This is a genomic window from Roseobacter fucihabitans (assembly GCF_014337925.2).
In the GTDB taxonomy this organism is placed as follows: Bacteria; Pseudomonadota; Alphaproteobacteria; order Rhodobacterales; family Rhodobacteraceae; genus Roseobacter; species Roseobacter fucihabitans.
This window is the reverse complement of the sequence record NZ_CP143423.1, coordinates 703,828-719,797: the sequence shown is the minus strand read 5'-3', so window position 1 is coordinate 719,797 and position 15,970 is coordinate 703,828. Positions and strand designations below refer to the sequence as shown.

19 protein-coding genes are annotated in these 15,970 nt (G+C 57.7%); 8 read left to right on the top strand and 11 right to left on the bottom strand.

The annotated features are described in order from the left end of the window. Positions 1 to 17 precede the first annotated feature (17 nt). The gene (locus ROLI_RS03685) at positions 18 to 518 is read right to left on the bottom strand and encodes an Lrp/AsnC family transcriptional regulator (protein WP_187428317.1); all 501 of its coding nucleotides are present in this window, start codon (positions 516 to 518) and stop codon (positions 18 to 20) included. 199 nt (positions 519 to 717) lie between these two features. Between ROLI_RS03685 and trxB the strand changes: the two genes are divergently transcribed. Further along, positions 718 to 1,713 carry a thioredoxin-disulfide reductase gene (gene trxB / locus ROLI_RS03680; RefSeq protein ID WP_187428316.1) on the top strand — a complete coding sequence of 332 codons (996 nt, stop codon included), beginning with the start codon at positions 718 to 720 and terminating at the stop codon, positions 1,711 to 1,713. A 156-nt stretch (positions 1,714 to 1,869) separates the two neighbouring features. Further along, entirely contained in the window at positions 1,870 to 3,192 is a 1,323-nt protein-coding gene (locus tag ROLI_RS03675) for a cytochrome P450 (RefSeq protein ID WP_187428315.1), read from the top strand. Positions 3,193 to 3,405: 213 nt separating this feature from the next. Here the strand turns inward: ROLI_RS03675 and ROLI_RS03670 are convergent, their stop codons facing one another. From ROLI_RS03670 to ROLI_RS03660, 3 genes are all read right to left on the bottom strand, one after another. Further along, positions 3,406 to 4,287, bottom strand: coding sequence for a PhzF family phenazine biosynthesis protein (locus ROLI_RS03670; RefSeq protein ID WP_187428314.1), 882 nt, complete (start codon positions 4,285 to 4,287; stop codon positions 3,406 to 3,408). A 74-nt stretch (positions 4,288 to 4,361) separates the two neighbouring features. After that, the gene (locus ROLI_RS03665) at positions 4,362 to 4,595 is read right to left on the bottom strand and encodes a DUF1150 family protein (protein ID WP_187428313.1); all 234 of its coding nucleotides are present in this window, start codon (positions 4,593 to 4,595) and stop codon (positions 4,362 to 4,364) included. A 4-nt stretch (positions 4,596 to 4,599) separates the two neighbouring features. Continuing rightward, entirely contained in the window at positions 4,600 to 5,013 is a 414-nt protein-coding gene (locus tag ROLI_RS03660) for an Hsp20 family protein (protein ID WP_187428312.1), read from the bottom strand. A 158-nt stretch (positions 5,014 to 5,171) separates the two neighbouring features. On the opposite strand from ROLI_RS03660, the gene ROLI_RS03655 reads away from it, so the two are divergent. The 3 genes from ROLI_RS03655 to ROLI_RS03645 all read left to right on the top strand — a co-directional run bounded on the left by ROLI_RS03655 (position 5,172) and on the right by ROLI_RS03645 (position 7,038). Then, the gene (locus ROLI_RS03655) at positions 5,172 to 5,396 is read left to right on the top strand and encodes a YdcH family protein (protein ID WP_187428311.1); all 225 of its coding nucleotides are present in this window, start codon (positions 5,172 to 5,174) and stop codon (positions 5,394 to 5,396) included. Between the two features lie 93 nt (positions 5,397 to 5,489). After that, a complete protein-coding gene (gene purE / locus ROLI_RS03650; protein WP_187428310.1) occupies positions 5,490 to 5,978 on the top strand; it encodes a 5-(carboxyamino)imidazole ribonucleotide mutase in 489 nt (162 codons plus the stop codon). Then, a complete protein-coding gene (locus ROLI_RS03645; protein WP_187428309.1) occupies positions 5,971 to 7,038 on the top strand; it encodes a 5-(carboxyamino)imidazole ribonucleotide synthase in 1,068 nt (355 codons plus the stop codon). The genes purE and ROLI_RS03645 overlap by 8 nt, the downstream gene beginning before the upstream one ends. Before the next feature lie 5 nt (positions 7,039 to 7,043). Here ROLI_RS03645 and ROLI_RS03640 read toward each other — a convergent pair whose 3' ends face one another. Next, on the bottom strand, positions 7,044 to 8,189 hold the full coding sequence (locus tag ROLI_RS03640) for an alpha-D-ribose 1-methylphosphonate 5-triphosphate diphosphatase (RefSeq protein WP_187428308.1): 1,146 nt from the start codon (positions 8,187 to 8,189) through the stop codon (positions 7,044 to 7,046). Then, on the bottom strand, positions 8,176 to 8,967 hold the full coding sequence (locus ROLI_RS03635) for an alpha/beta fold hydrolase (RefSeq protein WP_187428307.1): 792 nt from the start codon (positions 8,965 to 8,967) through the stop codon (positions 8,176 to 8,178). The genes ROLI_RS03640 and ROLI_RS03635 overlap by 14 nt, the downstream gene beginning before the upstream one ends. 72 nt (positions 8,968 to 9,039) lie before the next feature. Here ROLI_RS03635 and ROLI_RS03630 point away from each other — a divergent pair, with 72 nt between their 5' ends. Continuing rightward, positions 9,040 to 9,495, top strand: a complete 456-nt coding sequence (locus ROLI_RS03630) for an NUDIX domain-containing protein (protein WP_187428306.1) — start codon at positions 9,040 to 9,042, stop codon at positions 9,493 to 9,495. On the opposite strand, the gene ROLI_RS03625 is transcribed toward ROLI_RS03630, so the two are convergent. The 5 genes from ROLI_RS03625 to ROLI_RS03605 all read right to left on the bottom strand — a co-directional run bounded on the left by ROLI_RS03625 (position 9,461) and on the right by ROLI_RS03605 (position 14,246). After that, the gene (locus ROLI_RS03625) at positions 9,461 to 10,309 is read right to left on the bottom strand and encodes a DMT family transporter (protein WP_187428305.1); all 849 of its coding nucleotides are present in this window, start codon (positions 10,307 to 10,309) and stop codon (positions 9,461 to 9,463) included. The genes ROLI_RS03630 and ROLI_RS03625 overlap by 35 nt on opposite strands. A 115-nt stretch (positions 10,310 to 10,424) precedes the next feature. Beyond that, on the bottom strand, positions 10,425 to 11,159 hold the full coding sequence (locus ROLI_RS03620) for an ATP-binding protein (protein ID WP_338469227.1): 735 nt from the start codon (positions 11,157 to 11,159) through the stop codon (positions 10,425 to 10,427). Between the two features lie 216 nt (positions 11,160 to 11,375). After that, the gene (gene groL, locus ROLI_RS03615) at positions 11,376 to 13,019 is read right to left on the bottom strand and encodes a chaperonin GroEL (RefSeq protein WP_187428303.1); all 1,644 of its coding nucleotides are present in this window, start codon (positions 13,017 to 13,019) and stop codon (positions 11,376 to 11,378) included. A gap of 89 nt (positions 13,020 to 13,108) precedes the next feature. After that, positions 13,109 to 13,396, bottom strand: coding sequence for a co-chaperone GroES (gene groES, locus ROLI_RS03610; protein WP_187428302.1), 288 nt, complete (start codon positions 13,394 to 13,396; stop codon positions 13,109 to 13,111). Positions 13,397 to 13,583: 187 nt separating this feature from the next. Next, the gene (locus ROLI_RS03605; RefSeq protein WP_187428301.1) at positions 13,584 to 14,246 is read right to left on the bottom strand and encodes a DUF2161 domain-containing phosphodiesterase; all 663 of its coding nucleotides are present in this window, start codon (positions 14,244 to 14,246) and stop codon (positions 13,584 to 13,586) included. Positions 14,247 to 14,456: 210 nt separating this feature from the next. Here ROLI_RS03605 and ROLI_RS03600 point away from each other — a divergent pair, with 210 nt between their 5' ends. After that, a complete protein-coding gene (locus tag ROLI_RS03600) occupies positions 14,457 to 14,810 on the top strand; it encodes an MmcQ/YjbR family DNA-binding protein (protein WP_187428300.1) in 354 nt (117 codons plus the stop codon). A gap of 89 nt (positions 14,811 to 14,899) precedes the next feature. Continuing rightward, the gene (locus ROLI_RS03595) at positions 14,900 to 15,820 is read left to right on the top strand and encodes a manganese-dependent inorganic pyrophosphatase (protein WP_187428299.1); all 921 of its coding nucleotides are present in this window, start codon (positions 14,900 to 14,902) and stop codon (positions 15,818 to 15,820) included. Positions 15,821 to 15,970: the final 150 nt, after the last annotated feature.

The window sequence follows — 15,970 nt, the reverse complement described above, 5'->3', positions numbered from 1 at the left end:
ATCACGCCAAATCGGGACTAGGCGGAGTTTTTCAGCCGCTCTTCAAGCACCTCAAAAGGAACGCCGGGATCATCTTTCGCGCCCCGGATGACAAGGGAGGTTTTGACGCTCTCCACATTTGGCGTCGTCAATAAGTCACCCGTCAGGAATTTTTGAAACGACGACAGATCGGGTGCGACGCATTTGAGAATGAAATCCACTTCGCCATTCAGCATGTGGCATTCGCGCACAAGCGGCCATTCCCGGCACCGGCCCTCAAACGCCGTCAAATCCGATTCGGCCTGGCTGGCGAGCCCCACCATGGCAAAGACCTGCACCTCAAAGCCTAACTCACGCGCATCCACATCCGCATGGTAGCCCTTGATAAACCCCGCCTCCTCCAACGAGCGCACCCGTCGCAAACAAGGCGGCGCGGAAATACCAACACGCGTTGCCAGTTCGACATTGGTCATGCGCCCATCCGCCTGCAATTCCGCAAGAATTTTTCGATCAATTGCGTCCAGTCGAGTCCCGGCCATTTTGCCCCCAGATTTTTCGGTTGTTATAACAGCACCGCCGCAATGAGCAATAATATTGCACAGCTGCGCAACATTGTTTCTCAATTGGCTCGTGCTCATACGTCGATCCAAGCTCCTTTAACGACACACAAGGGGTTTAAGCTTGTCTGGCCTCGCTATATATCCGATGTCGCTGCTATCAACGAGATTGGGGGGCTTTATGGCCGAGACAAGACAAACACGCGTCCTTATCATCGGATCGGGACCCGCCGGATATACCGCTGGCGTTTATGCCAGCCGGGCCATGCTGAACCCGATCCTCGTGCAAGGGATCGAGCCCGGAGGACAGCTGACCACCACCACGGAGGTCGAAAACTGGCCCGGTGACACCGAGGTGCAAGGCCCGGATCTGATGGTGCGGATGCAGGATCATGCCAAGGCAATGGGCACCGAAATCATCGGCGACATCATCACCGATCTCAATCTGCAACAACGCCCCTTTGTGGCCAAGGGCGACAGCGGTACGACATATGTGGCCGATGCGGTCATTCTGGCAACCGGTGCGCGCGCCAAATGGCTCGGCCTGCCGTCTGAGGAAAAGTTCAAGGGGTTTGGCGTGTCCGCCTGTGCAACCTGTGACGGGTTTTTCTATCGCGGACAGGAGATCGTCGTGATTGGGGGTGGCAATACAGCCGTCGAGGAGGCGCTGTTCCTGACCAATTTCGCCTCCAAAGTCACATTGGTTCACCGCCGTGATGAATTGCGCGCAGAAAAAATCCTGATTGATCGGCTGATGAAAAACCCCAAAATCGAGCCGCTGTGGTTTCACGAATTGGACGAGGTCCTGGGCACCGACGCGCCGCTCGGCGTTGAATCGATCCGCGTGCGGCATGTGCAAACGGGTGCTTTGCAAGAGATACCGGCCAAAGGGGTGTTTGTGGCCATCGGTCACGCGCCCTCAAATGAGCTGGTCAAGGACGTGTTGGAGACCCATATGGGCGGCTATGTCGTGACCAAACCAGACAGCACAGAGACCTCCATTCCGGGCGTTTTTGCAGCGGGCGATCTGACCGACCACAAATACCGGCAAGCCGTGACATCCGCGGGCATGGGGTGCATGGCCGCGCTCGAGGCAGAGCGTTTCCTGGCAGAACAAGAGAGCGACAGCGCGGCATTTCAGGCACCCCTGCACGTCAGCACCAGCGCCGCCGAGTAATATCGACCGGCTGCGCTTGTCCATCATCCTGATCCATATCCTTATACAGGGGTGTTGCGTGCGTACGCTGCCTTAAGACGCCTCTCATCTCCTCGCTGGATAAAGCAGACCGCCGCCATCCCCGGCGCGCTCTGTTTTTCCAGCGAGGACTCCTTCATGCCCACAAAAGCTGCTCTGGCTCATATTCCCGGCCCGCCCGCCAAGCCATTGATTGGTCACACCTTTGATATCGTGCGGGATGCCTATGGCACGCAGCAGGACTACATCAAGCGCTACGGGTCGGTTTACAAGGTCAACATGCTGGGCGTCTGGCGGGTGAACCTATGTGGCGTGGATGCGATGGAAATGGTGCTGCTGGACAAGGAGCGTAACTTCTCCTCGCAGGGGGGCTGGGATGCCTTGCAACTGATCTACCCCGGCGGGCTTTTGTTGCAGGACTTTGACCACCACCGTGCAAACCGGCGCATCATGCAGGCCGCTTTTCGCGCCTCTGCCATCCGCGATTATCGGTTGCGCATGTGTGGCGCGATGAAGACGCTTCTGGACACCTGGCCCGATGGCGAGGCGTTTTGTTTCTATAAGGCGGTCAAAGACCTGACCCTGAAACTGGGCGGTGCGGTTTTCATGGGGCTGCCGCTGGACGGCGATCTGGCCCGCAAGGTCAACCGCGCCATAGAGGATGAAATCCGCGCCTCCGTGACGGCCATCCGCAGCCCGATCCCCTTCACGCCGATGTGGCGTGGTGTGCGCGGACGCCAGTTTTTGATCGAGACCTTCCGCACCCTGATCCCGGAACGCCGCGCGCAGGGGGGCGATGATTTCTTCTCGCAAATGTGCATTGCCAAGGACGAAGACGGTCAGGGCTGGGACGAGGATCAGATTCTGGAACAATTCAATCTGTTGATTATGGCGGCACATGACACCACGGCAACCGCGCTCTCCGTGATCATCGCGGCTTTGGGGGAGCACCCCGAATGGCAGGACCGGTTGGCAGAGGAAGTGGCCGGGCTCGGAGACGGCCCGCTTGATGAGGAGGCATTGGGCAAGATGGCGCAAACCAATCTGGTGTTTCGCGAGGCCCTGCGTCTGGTGCCGCCCGTCCCCTTCATTCCACGCATGGCGATCAAGGATTTCCACTGGAAAGGGTTTGATATTCCCGCCGGGACGTCGCTTTCTCTCAATCCGGGCGTCACGATGCTCTCCCCAGAGCATTTCAGCAACCCCACCGCATTTGACCCGGAACGTTTCTCAAAGACACGCGCCGAAGATCTGAAACACAGGTTCGCCTGGTCCCCCTTCGGTGGTGGCGCGCATAAGTGTTTGGGGATGCACTTCTCGACGATGCAGGTAAAGCTCTTTGTGGCGACCCTGCTGCGGGAGCGCCGCGTTGAGCTGGCCGGCCCGCCCCCAAAATGGCACCGTATGCCGATCCCGAAACCAAAGGGGGGCCTCCCCGTGATCTTGCGCAGGGCGGCTTGATATGGCGATGATGGCATTGGCGAGATTGATATACGGGCTCTCAAAGCCCCAAGACGACTGCGTTGGACGGCTTTTTCTGCGGGAAGATTACATTGCTCTGCCATTGGACCCGGCGCAAGCAAATCGCGATTTAACCCTTCAACACAGCGATACAAGTACCGCCGCAGTAAAGCCATTTTACCGACCTGGGGCGCATGGTCGGGCAAGCATGTCCTAGTGGGATCCGGGCAAGAACACATTGCCAGACATCACAATGATACCCTGCCCTGAGACCTCGACACCTGTGATCGCGCCGGGGTCCCCCAGCACGCGCACGCTCGCTTTGCCGGGACGGCCTATGCTGTGCCCTTGCTCGGCAATAAAATCCGGAGAGTTGATCAGGCCGTTTTCCCACAAATAGGCCGCCATCGCGCCCGTGGCCGAACCGGTAAAGGCATCCTCTGCCGGGCTTGGTGGTGCCAAAAGCAGCCGGGAATACGTGTCGCCCTGCGCGGTTGCACCTGACATGGTGACCCAAAAGGGTTCCATCAAATCAATGTCAGGCTGGTCCAGAAAACGCCCCAAGGCGTGCAGCGCCGGTACGTCCAGCACCAAGCGATCCAGCGCCGTGCGATCCTTAAGGACCGTGACGCAAAACGGCAGGCCAGTGGATACGATCTGCGGCGGCGCGATGATGTCGCCCGCATCCAAACCGCCGACCGCAGCCACGATTTCCTTGGGAACCTTCTTGCCAAAAACAGGCGTGTTCTGGGTCATTTTGACCTGGCTGCCGTGAACCTCCACCGGGATGATCCCGGCCTGCGTCTCCAGCGTTAACGCGCCATCACAGACCAAACCGCGCGCACGCGCCGCCATTACGGTAGCAATCGTGGGGTGCCCGGCAAAAGGAATTTCACGGCTCGCAAGGAAATACCGCACCCGCAGGTCCGCCACATCCGACGGCCCGGTAAAGGTACATTCCACCAAGGATGTTTCCTTGACATATTCCATGCAGACGGCATTCGACAGCTCCGCGCCCCCATGCACAACCGCACAGCCATTGCCCCCGAAGGGCACATCGCTGAAGGCATCCACCCAATCGAAATCAAACCTCATAATCCCCCCAAAACGGCATAAGGCCGCAGTCACCCCGCGGCCCATTCCACCAATTTCCTTCCCCTGTCAGTGCGTCAATGCACCGCCACGGGCGCATAATCGTTTTGCCGCGCCAGACGAAAGGCCAGGTTGCGATCAGCCACCAGCGCCAGTTGCTGCCCTTCACTGTCATGCACCGCGTAGAGTTGGTTCAAATCGCCCGCCTGATCGCGGACTTCGCTGGGTAATTCCTTCACATCAACGACTTTGACATAGACGATGCGGTTTTCACTCGGTGCCGTTTCAGCTGGTTCTTGTGGTTCCTGCATCTGCTCACCCTTTCTTGATGTTGATCGTCTTGACCACCGTTTGCGGCTTTGCCCGGCTCAGATCCACGTGCAGCAGGCCGTTTTCAATAATGGCCTCGCCCACGTCCACGCCATCGGCGAGCACAAAGCTGCGCTGAAACTGTCTTGCGGCAATACCCCGGTGCAGATAAACTCGCCCCTCACCATCATCGTGCTGACGCCCGCGGATCACCAATTGACGATCTTCGACGGTAATCGAAAGGTCGTCTTCGGCGAAACCGGCCACAGCAAGCGTGATGCGGTAAGAGAGATCCGACGTTTGTTCAATGTTGAAAGGCGGATAGCCTTCGTTGCCGGACTTCGCGGTGCGCTCCAGCAGGCGTTCGAGTTGTTCAAACCCCAGCATGTGGGGATAAGAAGCCAAGGTCATTTTAGTCATGCGACACGTCCTCATGCGACAAGCGACAGTCATCTGCAGGCTCCACAACGGCCGCCTACATATTAAATATGGGTAACAACATGCGCTGACACAAGGGCTAGGCGCGGAGATGGTGAACGCTTATGTTAGGCGCGAGACGTCAAACGGAATCATACAAAATGAATGCCCCCACCGATCTGTCCATGAAAACGGACGAAGTCTTGCGTGTCGAACTTGCCGTGTTTCGACGCGAGCACCGAGATTTGGATGACGCCATTCAGGCGCTGAGCGAAAAAGGCGTGGGGGATCAATTGACGTTGCAAAGGCTGAAGAAACGCAAATTGCGCCTCAAGGATCTTATCGCTCAGATCGAAGATCGCCTGACCCCCGACATTATCGCCTAAGCCCCTTTTGAGACAGGATTTTCAGCGCATTGCCTACGCGCGCGGTTTGGCTATAGTGCCGCCTTTAGACATTGGGCCGGAGGAGCCTTTGACATGACCGTACCTGTTGTCGGAATTATCATGGGCAGCCAGTCCGACTGGCCCACCCTGCGCGAGGCCGCAACTCTGCTGGACGAATTGGGGGTGGCTTATGAGACCCGGATCGTTTCGGCGCATCGCACGCCGGACCGGCTGTGGGACTATGGCAAAACGGCGGCTGAACGCGGTCTGCAGGTGATCATCGCCGGTGCCGGAGGTGCCGCCCATCTTCCGGGCATGATGGCGTCAAAAACGCGCGTCCCCGTCGTGGGCGTTCCGGTACAGACGAAGGCGCTCTCCGGGGTCGATTCGCTCTATTCGATCGTGCAGATGCCGCGCGGCTATCCGGTGGCGACCATGGCAATCGGCGTGGCGGGTGCGGCAAATGCCGCCTTGATGGCCGCTGGCATTCTTGCTTTGCAAGACCCCGCACTTGCCACACGTCTGGACGCATGGCGCGCGGCCCTCTCTGCGTCCATTCCCGAGATGCCAAGCGATGTCTGACCCCCTCTCAAGCGGTGCAACGATCGGAATTCTGGGCGGTGGGCAATTGGGCCGGATGCTGTCGGTTGCCGCGGCGCGACTGGGCTTCAAGACGCATGTGTTTGAGCCCGGCGGCGAACCGCCCGCCGCGCAGGTTGCACACCGGCTCACAACCGCGCCCTATACAGATGCTGACGCGCTGGCCCGCTTTGCACAAAGCGTCGATATCGTGACCTATGAGTTTGAAAACATTCCGACTTCTGCTTTGAATATCATCGAAAAATACGTGCAAATCCGCCCGGGTCGTGAGGCGCTGCGGGTCAGTCAGGACCGCCTGAGCGAAAAGCAATTTCTACAAAACCTAGGCCTGACGGTTGCGCCCTTTGCCGATGTCCCCGACCACGACGCGCTCGAAAAAGCCGTTGAGACCATTGGCACGCCTGGCATCCTCAAGACCCGCCGTTTCGGCTATGACGGCAAGGGCCAGGCCCGCCTGAAAACCCCACAGGATATCGCGCCCGCCTGGGCAGACATGGCCGGACAACCCGCGATCCTGGAGGGGTTCGTGGAATTCACCCATGAGGTTTCCGTCATTGCGGCACGCAGCCCGCAAGGCGATATCGCCTGTTTTGATCCGGGCGAAAACGTCCATCGTGACGGCATCCTGCACACGACAAAAGTCCCCGCGCGGCTGAACGCCTCAATGCGCACGGACGCGGTTTTAATCGCGGCAAAGATCCTGAATGCGCTGGAATACGTCGGCGTCTTGGGGGTTGAGCTTTTTGTCACCCGCGCCGGTCTGATCGTGAATGAAATCGCACCGCGCGTGCATAATTCAGGGCATTGGACCCAGAACGGCTGCACCGTGGATCAGTTTGAACAACATATCCGCGCGCTGGCCGGATGGCCCTTGGGCAATGGATCCCGCTACGCCGATGTGATCATGGAAAACCTGATTGGTGCGGATGTGAAACAGGTGGCGGATTTGGCAAAAGAGCCCAATTGCGCCGTGCATCTATATGGAAAATCCGAAACCAAGCCGGGACGCAAGATGGGCCATGTCAACCGGATCGTTAAGTAGGTGCGCTAGGGCGCGATGAAACGTTCCGCGATTTCACCTGACATATAGCTGAAGCGCCCGGCGACCATCGTCGCGGCAACCCGCTGGGTCTGAGCATCTAGAATGACGATATCGGCGCGCTTGCCCGCCTCAAGCGTCCCGCGATCCTCCAACCCCAAAATGCGCGCGGGCCCGGCCGAGATCAAACCCCAGGCCGTGGGCAGATCGGCAACCCCGCTTTTGGCCAGTATCAAGGCTGCGCGCCGCGGGCTCGGATAGTGATAATCCGAAGCCACCGCGTCACAGAGCCCCATGGAAATCAGCTCCAGCGCCGAGACGTTGCCTTTGTGCGAACCGCCGCGCACGACATTTGGTGCGCCCAGAATAACCGCGTCCCCCGCATCCCGCGCAGCCTCTGCAGCCTCCAGCGTTTCGGGAAATTCCGCGATACAGGTCCCCCGCCGGTGCCAGGTATCACGCGCAGATTTCGTGGCATCATCATGGCTGCCCATGCGGATCTGGCGTTTTTGCAAGGCGGCGCAGAGTTCGTCCAAAGCTGCGGGGACGTCGCGCGCCTGTGCGTGCAGGGCCAGCATCATCGCAAAATGAGCCTCCGGATTGCGCCCCGCCTTCAACGCCTGCCCCACCATCCTGGGCGGTTGACGTCCTTGCGCCAGACGCGCGTGTGGCAGATGGTCATTGAACACGATGTAATCGACACCCCAATCGATCATGCGATCCGGCAGGGTTTGAAACAAATCCAACAGGTGGATTTCGAGCCGGAGCTGCGCGCGAATGTCCGTCACGAGGTGCGGTGCCGTATCCCGAATTGCGCAGAACACCTGATCTGCAAATTGCTCGCCCCGCAGCCCCCCTTCCCAGCTGATAAACTGCGCCAAGATCGCCGTGGTGATACCGTTTGCCGCAAGTTCCGCTTCGGTGGCGACAATCCCTTCGGCCATCTGCTTCATCGCCCCGCGGCGCGGTGCCAGATGTCGCTCAAAGCCATCCCCGTGTAGATCGATGATACCGGGAAGCACCCAAAACCCACGCAGATCAATGGCGCGCGCATCACAGGGCGGCGCGATCACATCCCCCGAGATCGCCAGGGTTTCGCGCGCAAGCCCCGATGGGAGCAGAACCTGCCCGCCCTGAAACTCAAGGTTCGCCAATCATCGCCCCCACATCCGGTATGCAATTACCATCCGGACACCCCAATTGGGAGAGCACGGCATCAAACCACGACAGGGATCGATCAAATTTTCCCGTCGTCAGGAAAGACACCGTCTGCGCAATGACGCGTGGATTATTCATCATGAAAGTATGCGTAACCGGCAAAACGATGTGGTCATTCATGCCCGCAACCCGCGTCGAGGCAACCGAAACCTTGCCATCATCACGCCCCGGTAACAGCGAGGAGAAATACGGATTGAGCGATTGATCGCCTGCGATCACACCAAGATCGAAGGTTACAGGGGGCAGGCTGCGTGGCAAATCATCGGGCCCGGTCCCCAATTGGCCGCCCGCCGGCCCGTTGATCCAGTCAAAGGCCTCAATATCGGAAAAGGCATCAACAACCTCGCTGCCCTGATTGGGTGGGGCCAGCATGACCACGCGTCCCAGCCGCTCCGGTGCCGTATCGCTGACCCATTGGCGCAGTAAAATGCCACCCATGGAGTGGGTTACAAAATCAACCTGGCCGCGTGGACCGCATTTGGCCATGGCATCAGGCAACGTGCGCGCCACCAGATCCGCAATGGGGGCGGTTGTCGACGGATACCCCGGACGCACGACCGTGTAATCCTCTGCATTCAATGCGGCCTCCATCAAAGCAAAGGAAAATTCGGTGCGCGCCAGCCCATGCAACAACACCACACAGCGCGCAGAGGCCGATGAGGCGGCCAGGATCAGCGCACAGGCGGTCAGAAGAGTTTTCACGGCTCTGGTCATACCCCCGGAGATAGTGTCATTATTGATCCAGCGAAAGTGTAACGCCACGCGGTTTTATCGGAATCTGTCGCAATGCTCAAAAAACCTGTCCGTCTCGCGGCCCGTGCTGTGATTATCCACGAGGCAAAGCTGCTCTTGGTGAACGCCTGGCCCAAGGCGCGCAGCACGCTTTTATGCGCTCCGGGAGGCGGCGTGGAGCCAGGCACCTCCTTGCCCGAAAATCTGGTGCGCGAAGTTCACGAAGAGACCGGATTGCGGGTGCGCGTGAACACGCCTTGTCTGGTGAATGAGTTTCATGATCCGCGCACCGGGTTTCACCAGGTCGAAGTATTTTTCCGCTGTGAACTTCTCGGGACGCATCACATCGCTGAGGATTGGAAGGACCCGGAGAATATCGTTAACCGCCACGTCTGGGCGCGCGAAGACGAAATGACGGAGCTTCATTTCAAACCCGCGAGCCTGGCCCAGGTTGCGTTTTCACAAGCCAATGGCTTCACTTACGATCCGCTGGAACGGATCGTGATATGACGGCCACCGCGATTCCGGTAATGACCAGAACCGTCGCGACCAGCAACATTGGCGTCCAGGTCTCCCCCAGCAACAGCCCGCCCCCAAGCAGCGCGATGAGGGGGACGCTGAGCTGAACGACTGCAGCCACATTGCCCTGCAGCCTCGGCAAAACCCTGTACCATAACGCATAGCCCAAGCCCGACGTGATACCCCCGCAGACGATGGCCAGACCGACCCCCATCAAAGAGGCATGTGTCACGAAACCGGCGATTAGAACCGTTAACAGCGGCAAACAAAGTATGAAGTTTGCGGTCGTTGCTGCCAGAGGATCAGCGGTGCCGCGGCCGGAAATCGTATAGGCGGCCCAGCCCAGCCCCGCCAAAACCATGAAACCGGCGCCCACTGGATCAGACTGGCCCCCATTTCCAGGCCAAAGCGCGAAAAGTAGCCCGGTAAATGCGAGCGCGGCACCCGCGAGTTGGCGTGTCGTGGGGCGTTTGCCGGTCACGGCACCCTGCGCGAACATCGACATTTGCACCACGCCGAAAAGGATCAGCGCGCCAAGCCCGGCATCCAATGTCAGGTAAGCCAAAGAAAATCCAGCCATATAGGCGGCCAGACTAGCCGCCCCAAGAAACCGAGCGGGTGCGAACAGCTGTAGCTTGCCGCCTCTCAAGAACAGTATCGATGCGAGGACGACGGCCCCCGAAAGAACCCTGATCAGCGCGAAACTGTTCGGGTCGATGGAGCCGGTTTCAACCGCTAGCCGGGTCAAAAGAGAATTCGCCGCAAAGGCGATCATTGTGAAGGATGTCAGAAGGACGATACGCATGATTGTGGCTTATCGGTTCTATTGTGACAGGCCAAGAAGCTGTTTCGGGCTGCGATACAGCCAAAAGCCAAAACGGGGCCACTTCATGCCACAACTCGCATTCAAAACCGGTGAATCAGGCCTCCAATTTGACTTCCAGAGTTATTCCCGTACCGTTTCCGTTTTCGATAACTTTTGCGTCACCATGGTAGATTTTCGCAATTTTGCGGACAATCGCCAGTCCCATTCCGCTGCCCTCCACCTCGTCGCGCGGCTTCAACGTGGTCATGACCCCAAAAACACGGTCACGATAGGCATGCGGAATGCCCGGCCCATCGTCGCTAACAGAAACCAACACATGCGCGCCATCGCGACGGCAGGATATAATAATCCTGCCTGTCGCAGCTTCATTGTGCTTAACTGCGTTAGAAATCAATGACGTCAACAGCGTGAGAAAATCCCGCTCTCCCATCCTTACTTCGGTGCACTCCAACTCCCGTGAAACCTGAAAACCGGGGGGGATGCGCGCATCTTCGAGTACGTCGTCCAGCGCCGCACCGACATCAACGGTTTCAATTTTCTGCATCCGTCCAATGCGTGAAAAGGTCAGAAGATCCACAAGCATCCGATCCAACCGGCCTGTATGTCGATTCATAAGGTCGATACTTTCGGCAACCGGCCCGTCAATCTTCACACCCGCCTGTTCAAGGTCTTCGACAATCCATTGCGGCAATTCGATCAAGGCACGCACGGAGTTGCGTACATCATGGCTGATCAAATAGATGAAATCCTCGATTTCCTTGGAATCAGGCGAGGTATTGCTCAGCGCAAGAGGTGTGTCGGCTTCATCTATTGAAACAGTGCGGTTCATGGAGGCGCGATCCTTGGAGTGGTTGACCCGCGCAGGCTAGCACCGCCTGCTAAAGACACTGTTAACAGCCCCTTGTGCACGATCACACACCGCGCGCGGCAGGACAGCCAACGCCGTTTTGCGGGAGGAGCGATCTTTTGGTTACGACACGCCCCGCCCCCAAACGAAAAAGGGCCCGCCGGAAGGCGAGCCCAATCCTGTAGCAAGTCAGCTGATTTACATCATGCCGCCCATGCCGCCCATGTCGGGCATGCCACCACCGGCAGGCGCGCCTTCTTTGGCGGGCTTATCTGCAACCATGGCTTCTGTTGTGATCAACAGACCGGCGATGGAGGCTGCATCCTGCAATGCATGACGCACCACTTTGGCTGGATCAATCACACCGAAAGCGAACATGTCACCATATTCTTCGGTCTGCGCGTTAAAGCCGAACTTGGGATCGTCGCTTTCACGGATTTTGCCCGCGACAACGGAACCGTCAACACCAGAGTTCTCTGCGATCTGACGCAGCGGTGCTTCGAGCGCTTTACGGATGATCGAAATACCGATGTCCTGATCGGAGTTCGCACCCTTGAGGTCGCTGAGCGTTTTACCGGCCTGAACCAGTGCAACACCACCACCCACGACGATACCTTCCTGAACAGCCGCACGTGTGGCGTTCAGCGCATCATCAACGCGGTCTTTACGCTCTTTGACTTCGGTTTCTGTCATGCCGCCGACGCGGATCACAGCAACACCGCCTGCCAATTTGGCAACACGCTCTTGCAGCTTTTCACGGTCATAATCGGATGTGGTTTCTTCGATCTGCGTACGGATCTGCGTCACGCGTGCTTCGATCTCGGCTTTCTCACCGGCACCGTCAACGATTGTGGTCTCGTCCTTGGTGATCTGAACCTTCTTGGCAGACCCCAGCATGTCCATTGTGACGGACTCAAGCTTCATGCCCAGATCTTCGGAAATCACCTGACCACCTGTGAGGATCGCAAGGTCCTGCAACATGGCTTTGCGACGATCGCCGAAACCAGGTGCTTTGACCGCTGCGATTTTCAGACCGCCACGCAATTTGTTCACAACCAATGTCGCCAGGGCTTCGCCCTCAACGTCTTCTGCGATGATCAGCAGTGGCTTTTGCGACTGAATGACCTGCTCCAGGAGCGGCACCATGGGCTGCAAAGAAGACAGCTTCTTCTCGTGCAACAAGACGATGCAGTCTTCCAGCTCGGTTGTCATCTTGTCGGCGTTGGTGACAAAGTAAGGCGACAGGTAACCGCGGTCGAACTGCATGCCTTCAACAACGTCTGTTTCTGTTTCCAGACCTTTGTTCTCTTCGACGGTGATCACACCCTCATTGCCGACTTTCTGCATCGCATCCGCGATTTGCTGACCGATCTCAGATTCGCCATTGGCGGAAATCGTACCGACCTGCGCAACTTCGTCGCTGTCCGAAACAGGACGCGCCGCCGCTTTGATCGCTTCGACGACTTTCGCTGTCGCCAGATCGATGCCGCGCTTGAGATCCATCGGGTTCATGCCAGCCGCAACCGATTTCATGCCTTCTTTGACGATGGCCTGGGCCAAAACAGTCGCCGTGGTTGTCCCGTCGCCTGCTTCGTCGTTGGTTCGGGAAGCAACTTCCTTGACCATCTGTGCGCCCATATTCTCGAACTTATCTTCCAGTTCGATCTCTTTCGCCACGGATACACCATCTTTGGTGATGCGCGGAGCGCCGAAAGATTTGTCCAGAACCACGTTACGACCTTTCGGGCCCAGCGTGACTTTTACCGCATTTGCCAGGATGTTCACACCCTTGAGCATTTTGTTGCGGGCGTCGGTGTCGAATTTGACGTCCTTAGCAGCCATATTCATTTCTCCTCTTGAGAATAATCAGTTAAGTTCAGCGATATGTCGTAGGGTGGGCTTTTAGGCCACCATCGAGCCGGCCCGGTGGCTTACTCGATGATCCCCATGATATCGCTTTCCTTCATCATCAGCAGTTCTTCGCCATCCAGCGTGACTTCTGTACCGGACCATTTGCCGAACAGGATCTTGTCGCCCGTCTTGACGGCCATCTCGATCAGCTCACCACTGTCCTTGCGCGCACCTTCGCCGCAAGCGACAACTTCACCCTCGGAGGGCTTTTCTTTTGCGCTATCGGGGATGATCAATCCACCGGATGTTTTCTCTTCGCTTTCCGTGCGGCGTACCAGCACGCGGTCATGAAGCGGTTTCAATGCCATCTTTGCAGCTCCTTAAGGCTCAAAGTTTCTCCCAATTGATCCGGGGTCAAGTCTTTCACACCCGAACCGTTATCACTCATGCCTATCGAGTGCTAACGGCGCATAGCTAGGCATCACCCGACAAGGTGTCAACAGCCCGATCGTGAAAAATTTATCACACTCACACCTTGTAAAATCACCAGCCCGCTTAAGGGTCCTCCCAGCTATATGCCCAATGCACCAGCCCCGCACGTCCTTCATCCGTCAGGGCATAAACCCCCTTGGACACACGCTCAAACCAGCCATAATGATTGTCGCGCATCAAACGCGTGGCTGTCGGCACCCCGGCTGCCCTGGCAACCTGCGCCCCCCGGCTCTCGCCGTTCTCGGCCAGATGCGCCGCACATCGCAAAGCGTCCTGACGATAGGACGTGACCAACCCCAAACGCGTCTGCCCCCCGGCATTGGGATCGCCCGTGCGGCGCGCAAACTCGCGAATCATCGCGGCTTTACGCTTGAGCGATTTGCGCGGCGTGTAAGGCCCCGGATCGCAATGCACCTCTACAAACCCATCCGAGAAGCGCACCGTCATCACCCCCAACCCCAACCTGCGCGCCATTGAAATCACCTGCTTGCGTGACTTCTGCCCTCGCTTGCCGGGTTGATGCACGAAACCCATGTAAACAGCATCCGTCACAGCCAAACGCGCGATGCATTGATAAAACAACGCCAGCGAAGGGGATAGCTTCAACTCCACCACCACCGGATCCTCAGATCCACGCAGGGCCACGACATCTGCCGCGCCAACCTCGGCCTTTACCTCATACCCCTGACCCTCCAGCACCCGTTTGATGGGAGGATAGAGGTCCATCTCCCTCGGCGGGCTGACCCTATTTTTTACCGGTTTCGAAATTGTTGCCCCTCCCGCTTACTCAACTGGCCCGCGCCATTTCAGCGCCTTGCGCCGGCGATTAGCATATCGGCGCATGGCCAGAACGGCTCCACATCCTGCTACTCTGACACCCGGCACAGGAGCAGGTTTAGGGTGACGTTACAATCACCACAGCCTATACATCCCCCCATGACCCGCGAAGAATTCAACGTATTTTGCGCAATCCTGCCCGCCACAACCCATGTCGTGCAATGGGGAAATTCGGACGTCTGGAAGGTCGGCGGCAAGGTCTTTGCCATCTGCGGCTGGAACGACGGAGCCGATGCCTTCACGTTCAAAGCATCGGACCTCGCCTTTGAGGTTCTGCCGGACACGCCGGGGATACGGCCCGCGCCCTATATGGCGTCCCGCGGGTTGAAATGGTTACAGCATTACGCCGAGCCCGGCCTGTCGGATGTTGAATTGCGAGAACACTTGCATGCCTCCTATGATATGGTGGTTGCAGGGCTCAGCAAAAAGAAACGCGCGGAGATTAACCCGTGATGCTGCGTTGCAGCGTCTTCGGGGTGACAAGACCCCAGCCCATGTTATAAGGCGCGAAATTTCACATCTGCAATCATAGGATTCTTCGCATGACCACGCTCGTCTTTGGCCACAAATCTCCCGACACCGACAGCACCGGATCGCCGATCATCTGGGCATGGTATCTAAATAATATCAAAGGCGTGGAAGCCAAAGCTGTTATTTTGGGTGAACCTAACACAGAAGCTCTGTTCGTACTGGAGCGGTGGTCTTTGGATAAGCCCGAAATCATCTCCGAGCTGGTTGCGGACACGCCCGTTGTGATCGTGGACACCAATAACCCCGCCGAATTGCCCGACAATATCAATGACGCCGACATTCAAGGCATCATTGACCACCACAAACTGGTCGGGGGATTGGAAACCAAAGGTCCTATTGATATTCGTATAGAACCAGTGGCTTGCACGGCGACCTTGATGTGGAAGATGATCGGCAAGGACATCGCCCAGATGCCGCAGAACATCCAGGGCGCGATGCTGTCTTGTATCCTCAGCGACACGCTGGAGTTTCGCAGCCCAACCACCACCAATGAGGACAAGGCAATCGCGTGGGATCTGGCGCAGGCGCTCGACATTAACATCGCCGAGTATGCCGCTGAAATGTTTGCAGCAAAGTCCGATGTATCAGCATTTTCCGAAGCCGAATTATTGCGCATGGACAGCAAGGAATACGCCGTAGACGGGAAACAATTCCGCGTCTCCGTGCTGGAAACCACCTCACCAGCGCAGGTGTTGGCGCGCAAGGACGCGCTCATGGCCGCGATGCCGGGTGTTGCCAGTGAGGACGGCGCGGATCAGGTCTTGCTCTTCGTGGTCGATATCTTGAACGAGGAAGCCACGCTGCTGGTCCCGAATGACTTTGTGAAATCGGTGGCTCAGAAGAGCTTTGGCGCTTCTGTTGACGGTGACACAGTGGTGTTGCCCGGAATTATGAGCCGCAAAAAGCAGATCATTCCAAACCTCAAAGTTTAATCCACCCGTTTGCAACCGCCAGGCCCCTTTGGTTCACGTAGGTTAACCATGCCTCTAAGGGGGTGCCGGCTATTCAAACCGGAAGGTTGGCGGCGGGCTGCTAGGGTCGGTATTTGGAGTCATCCCCTCTATCCGCGCGCTCAGGCGTGG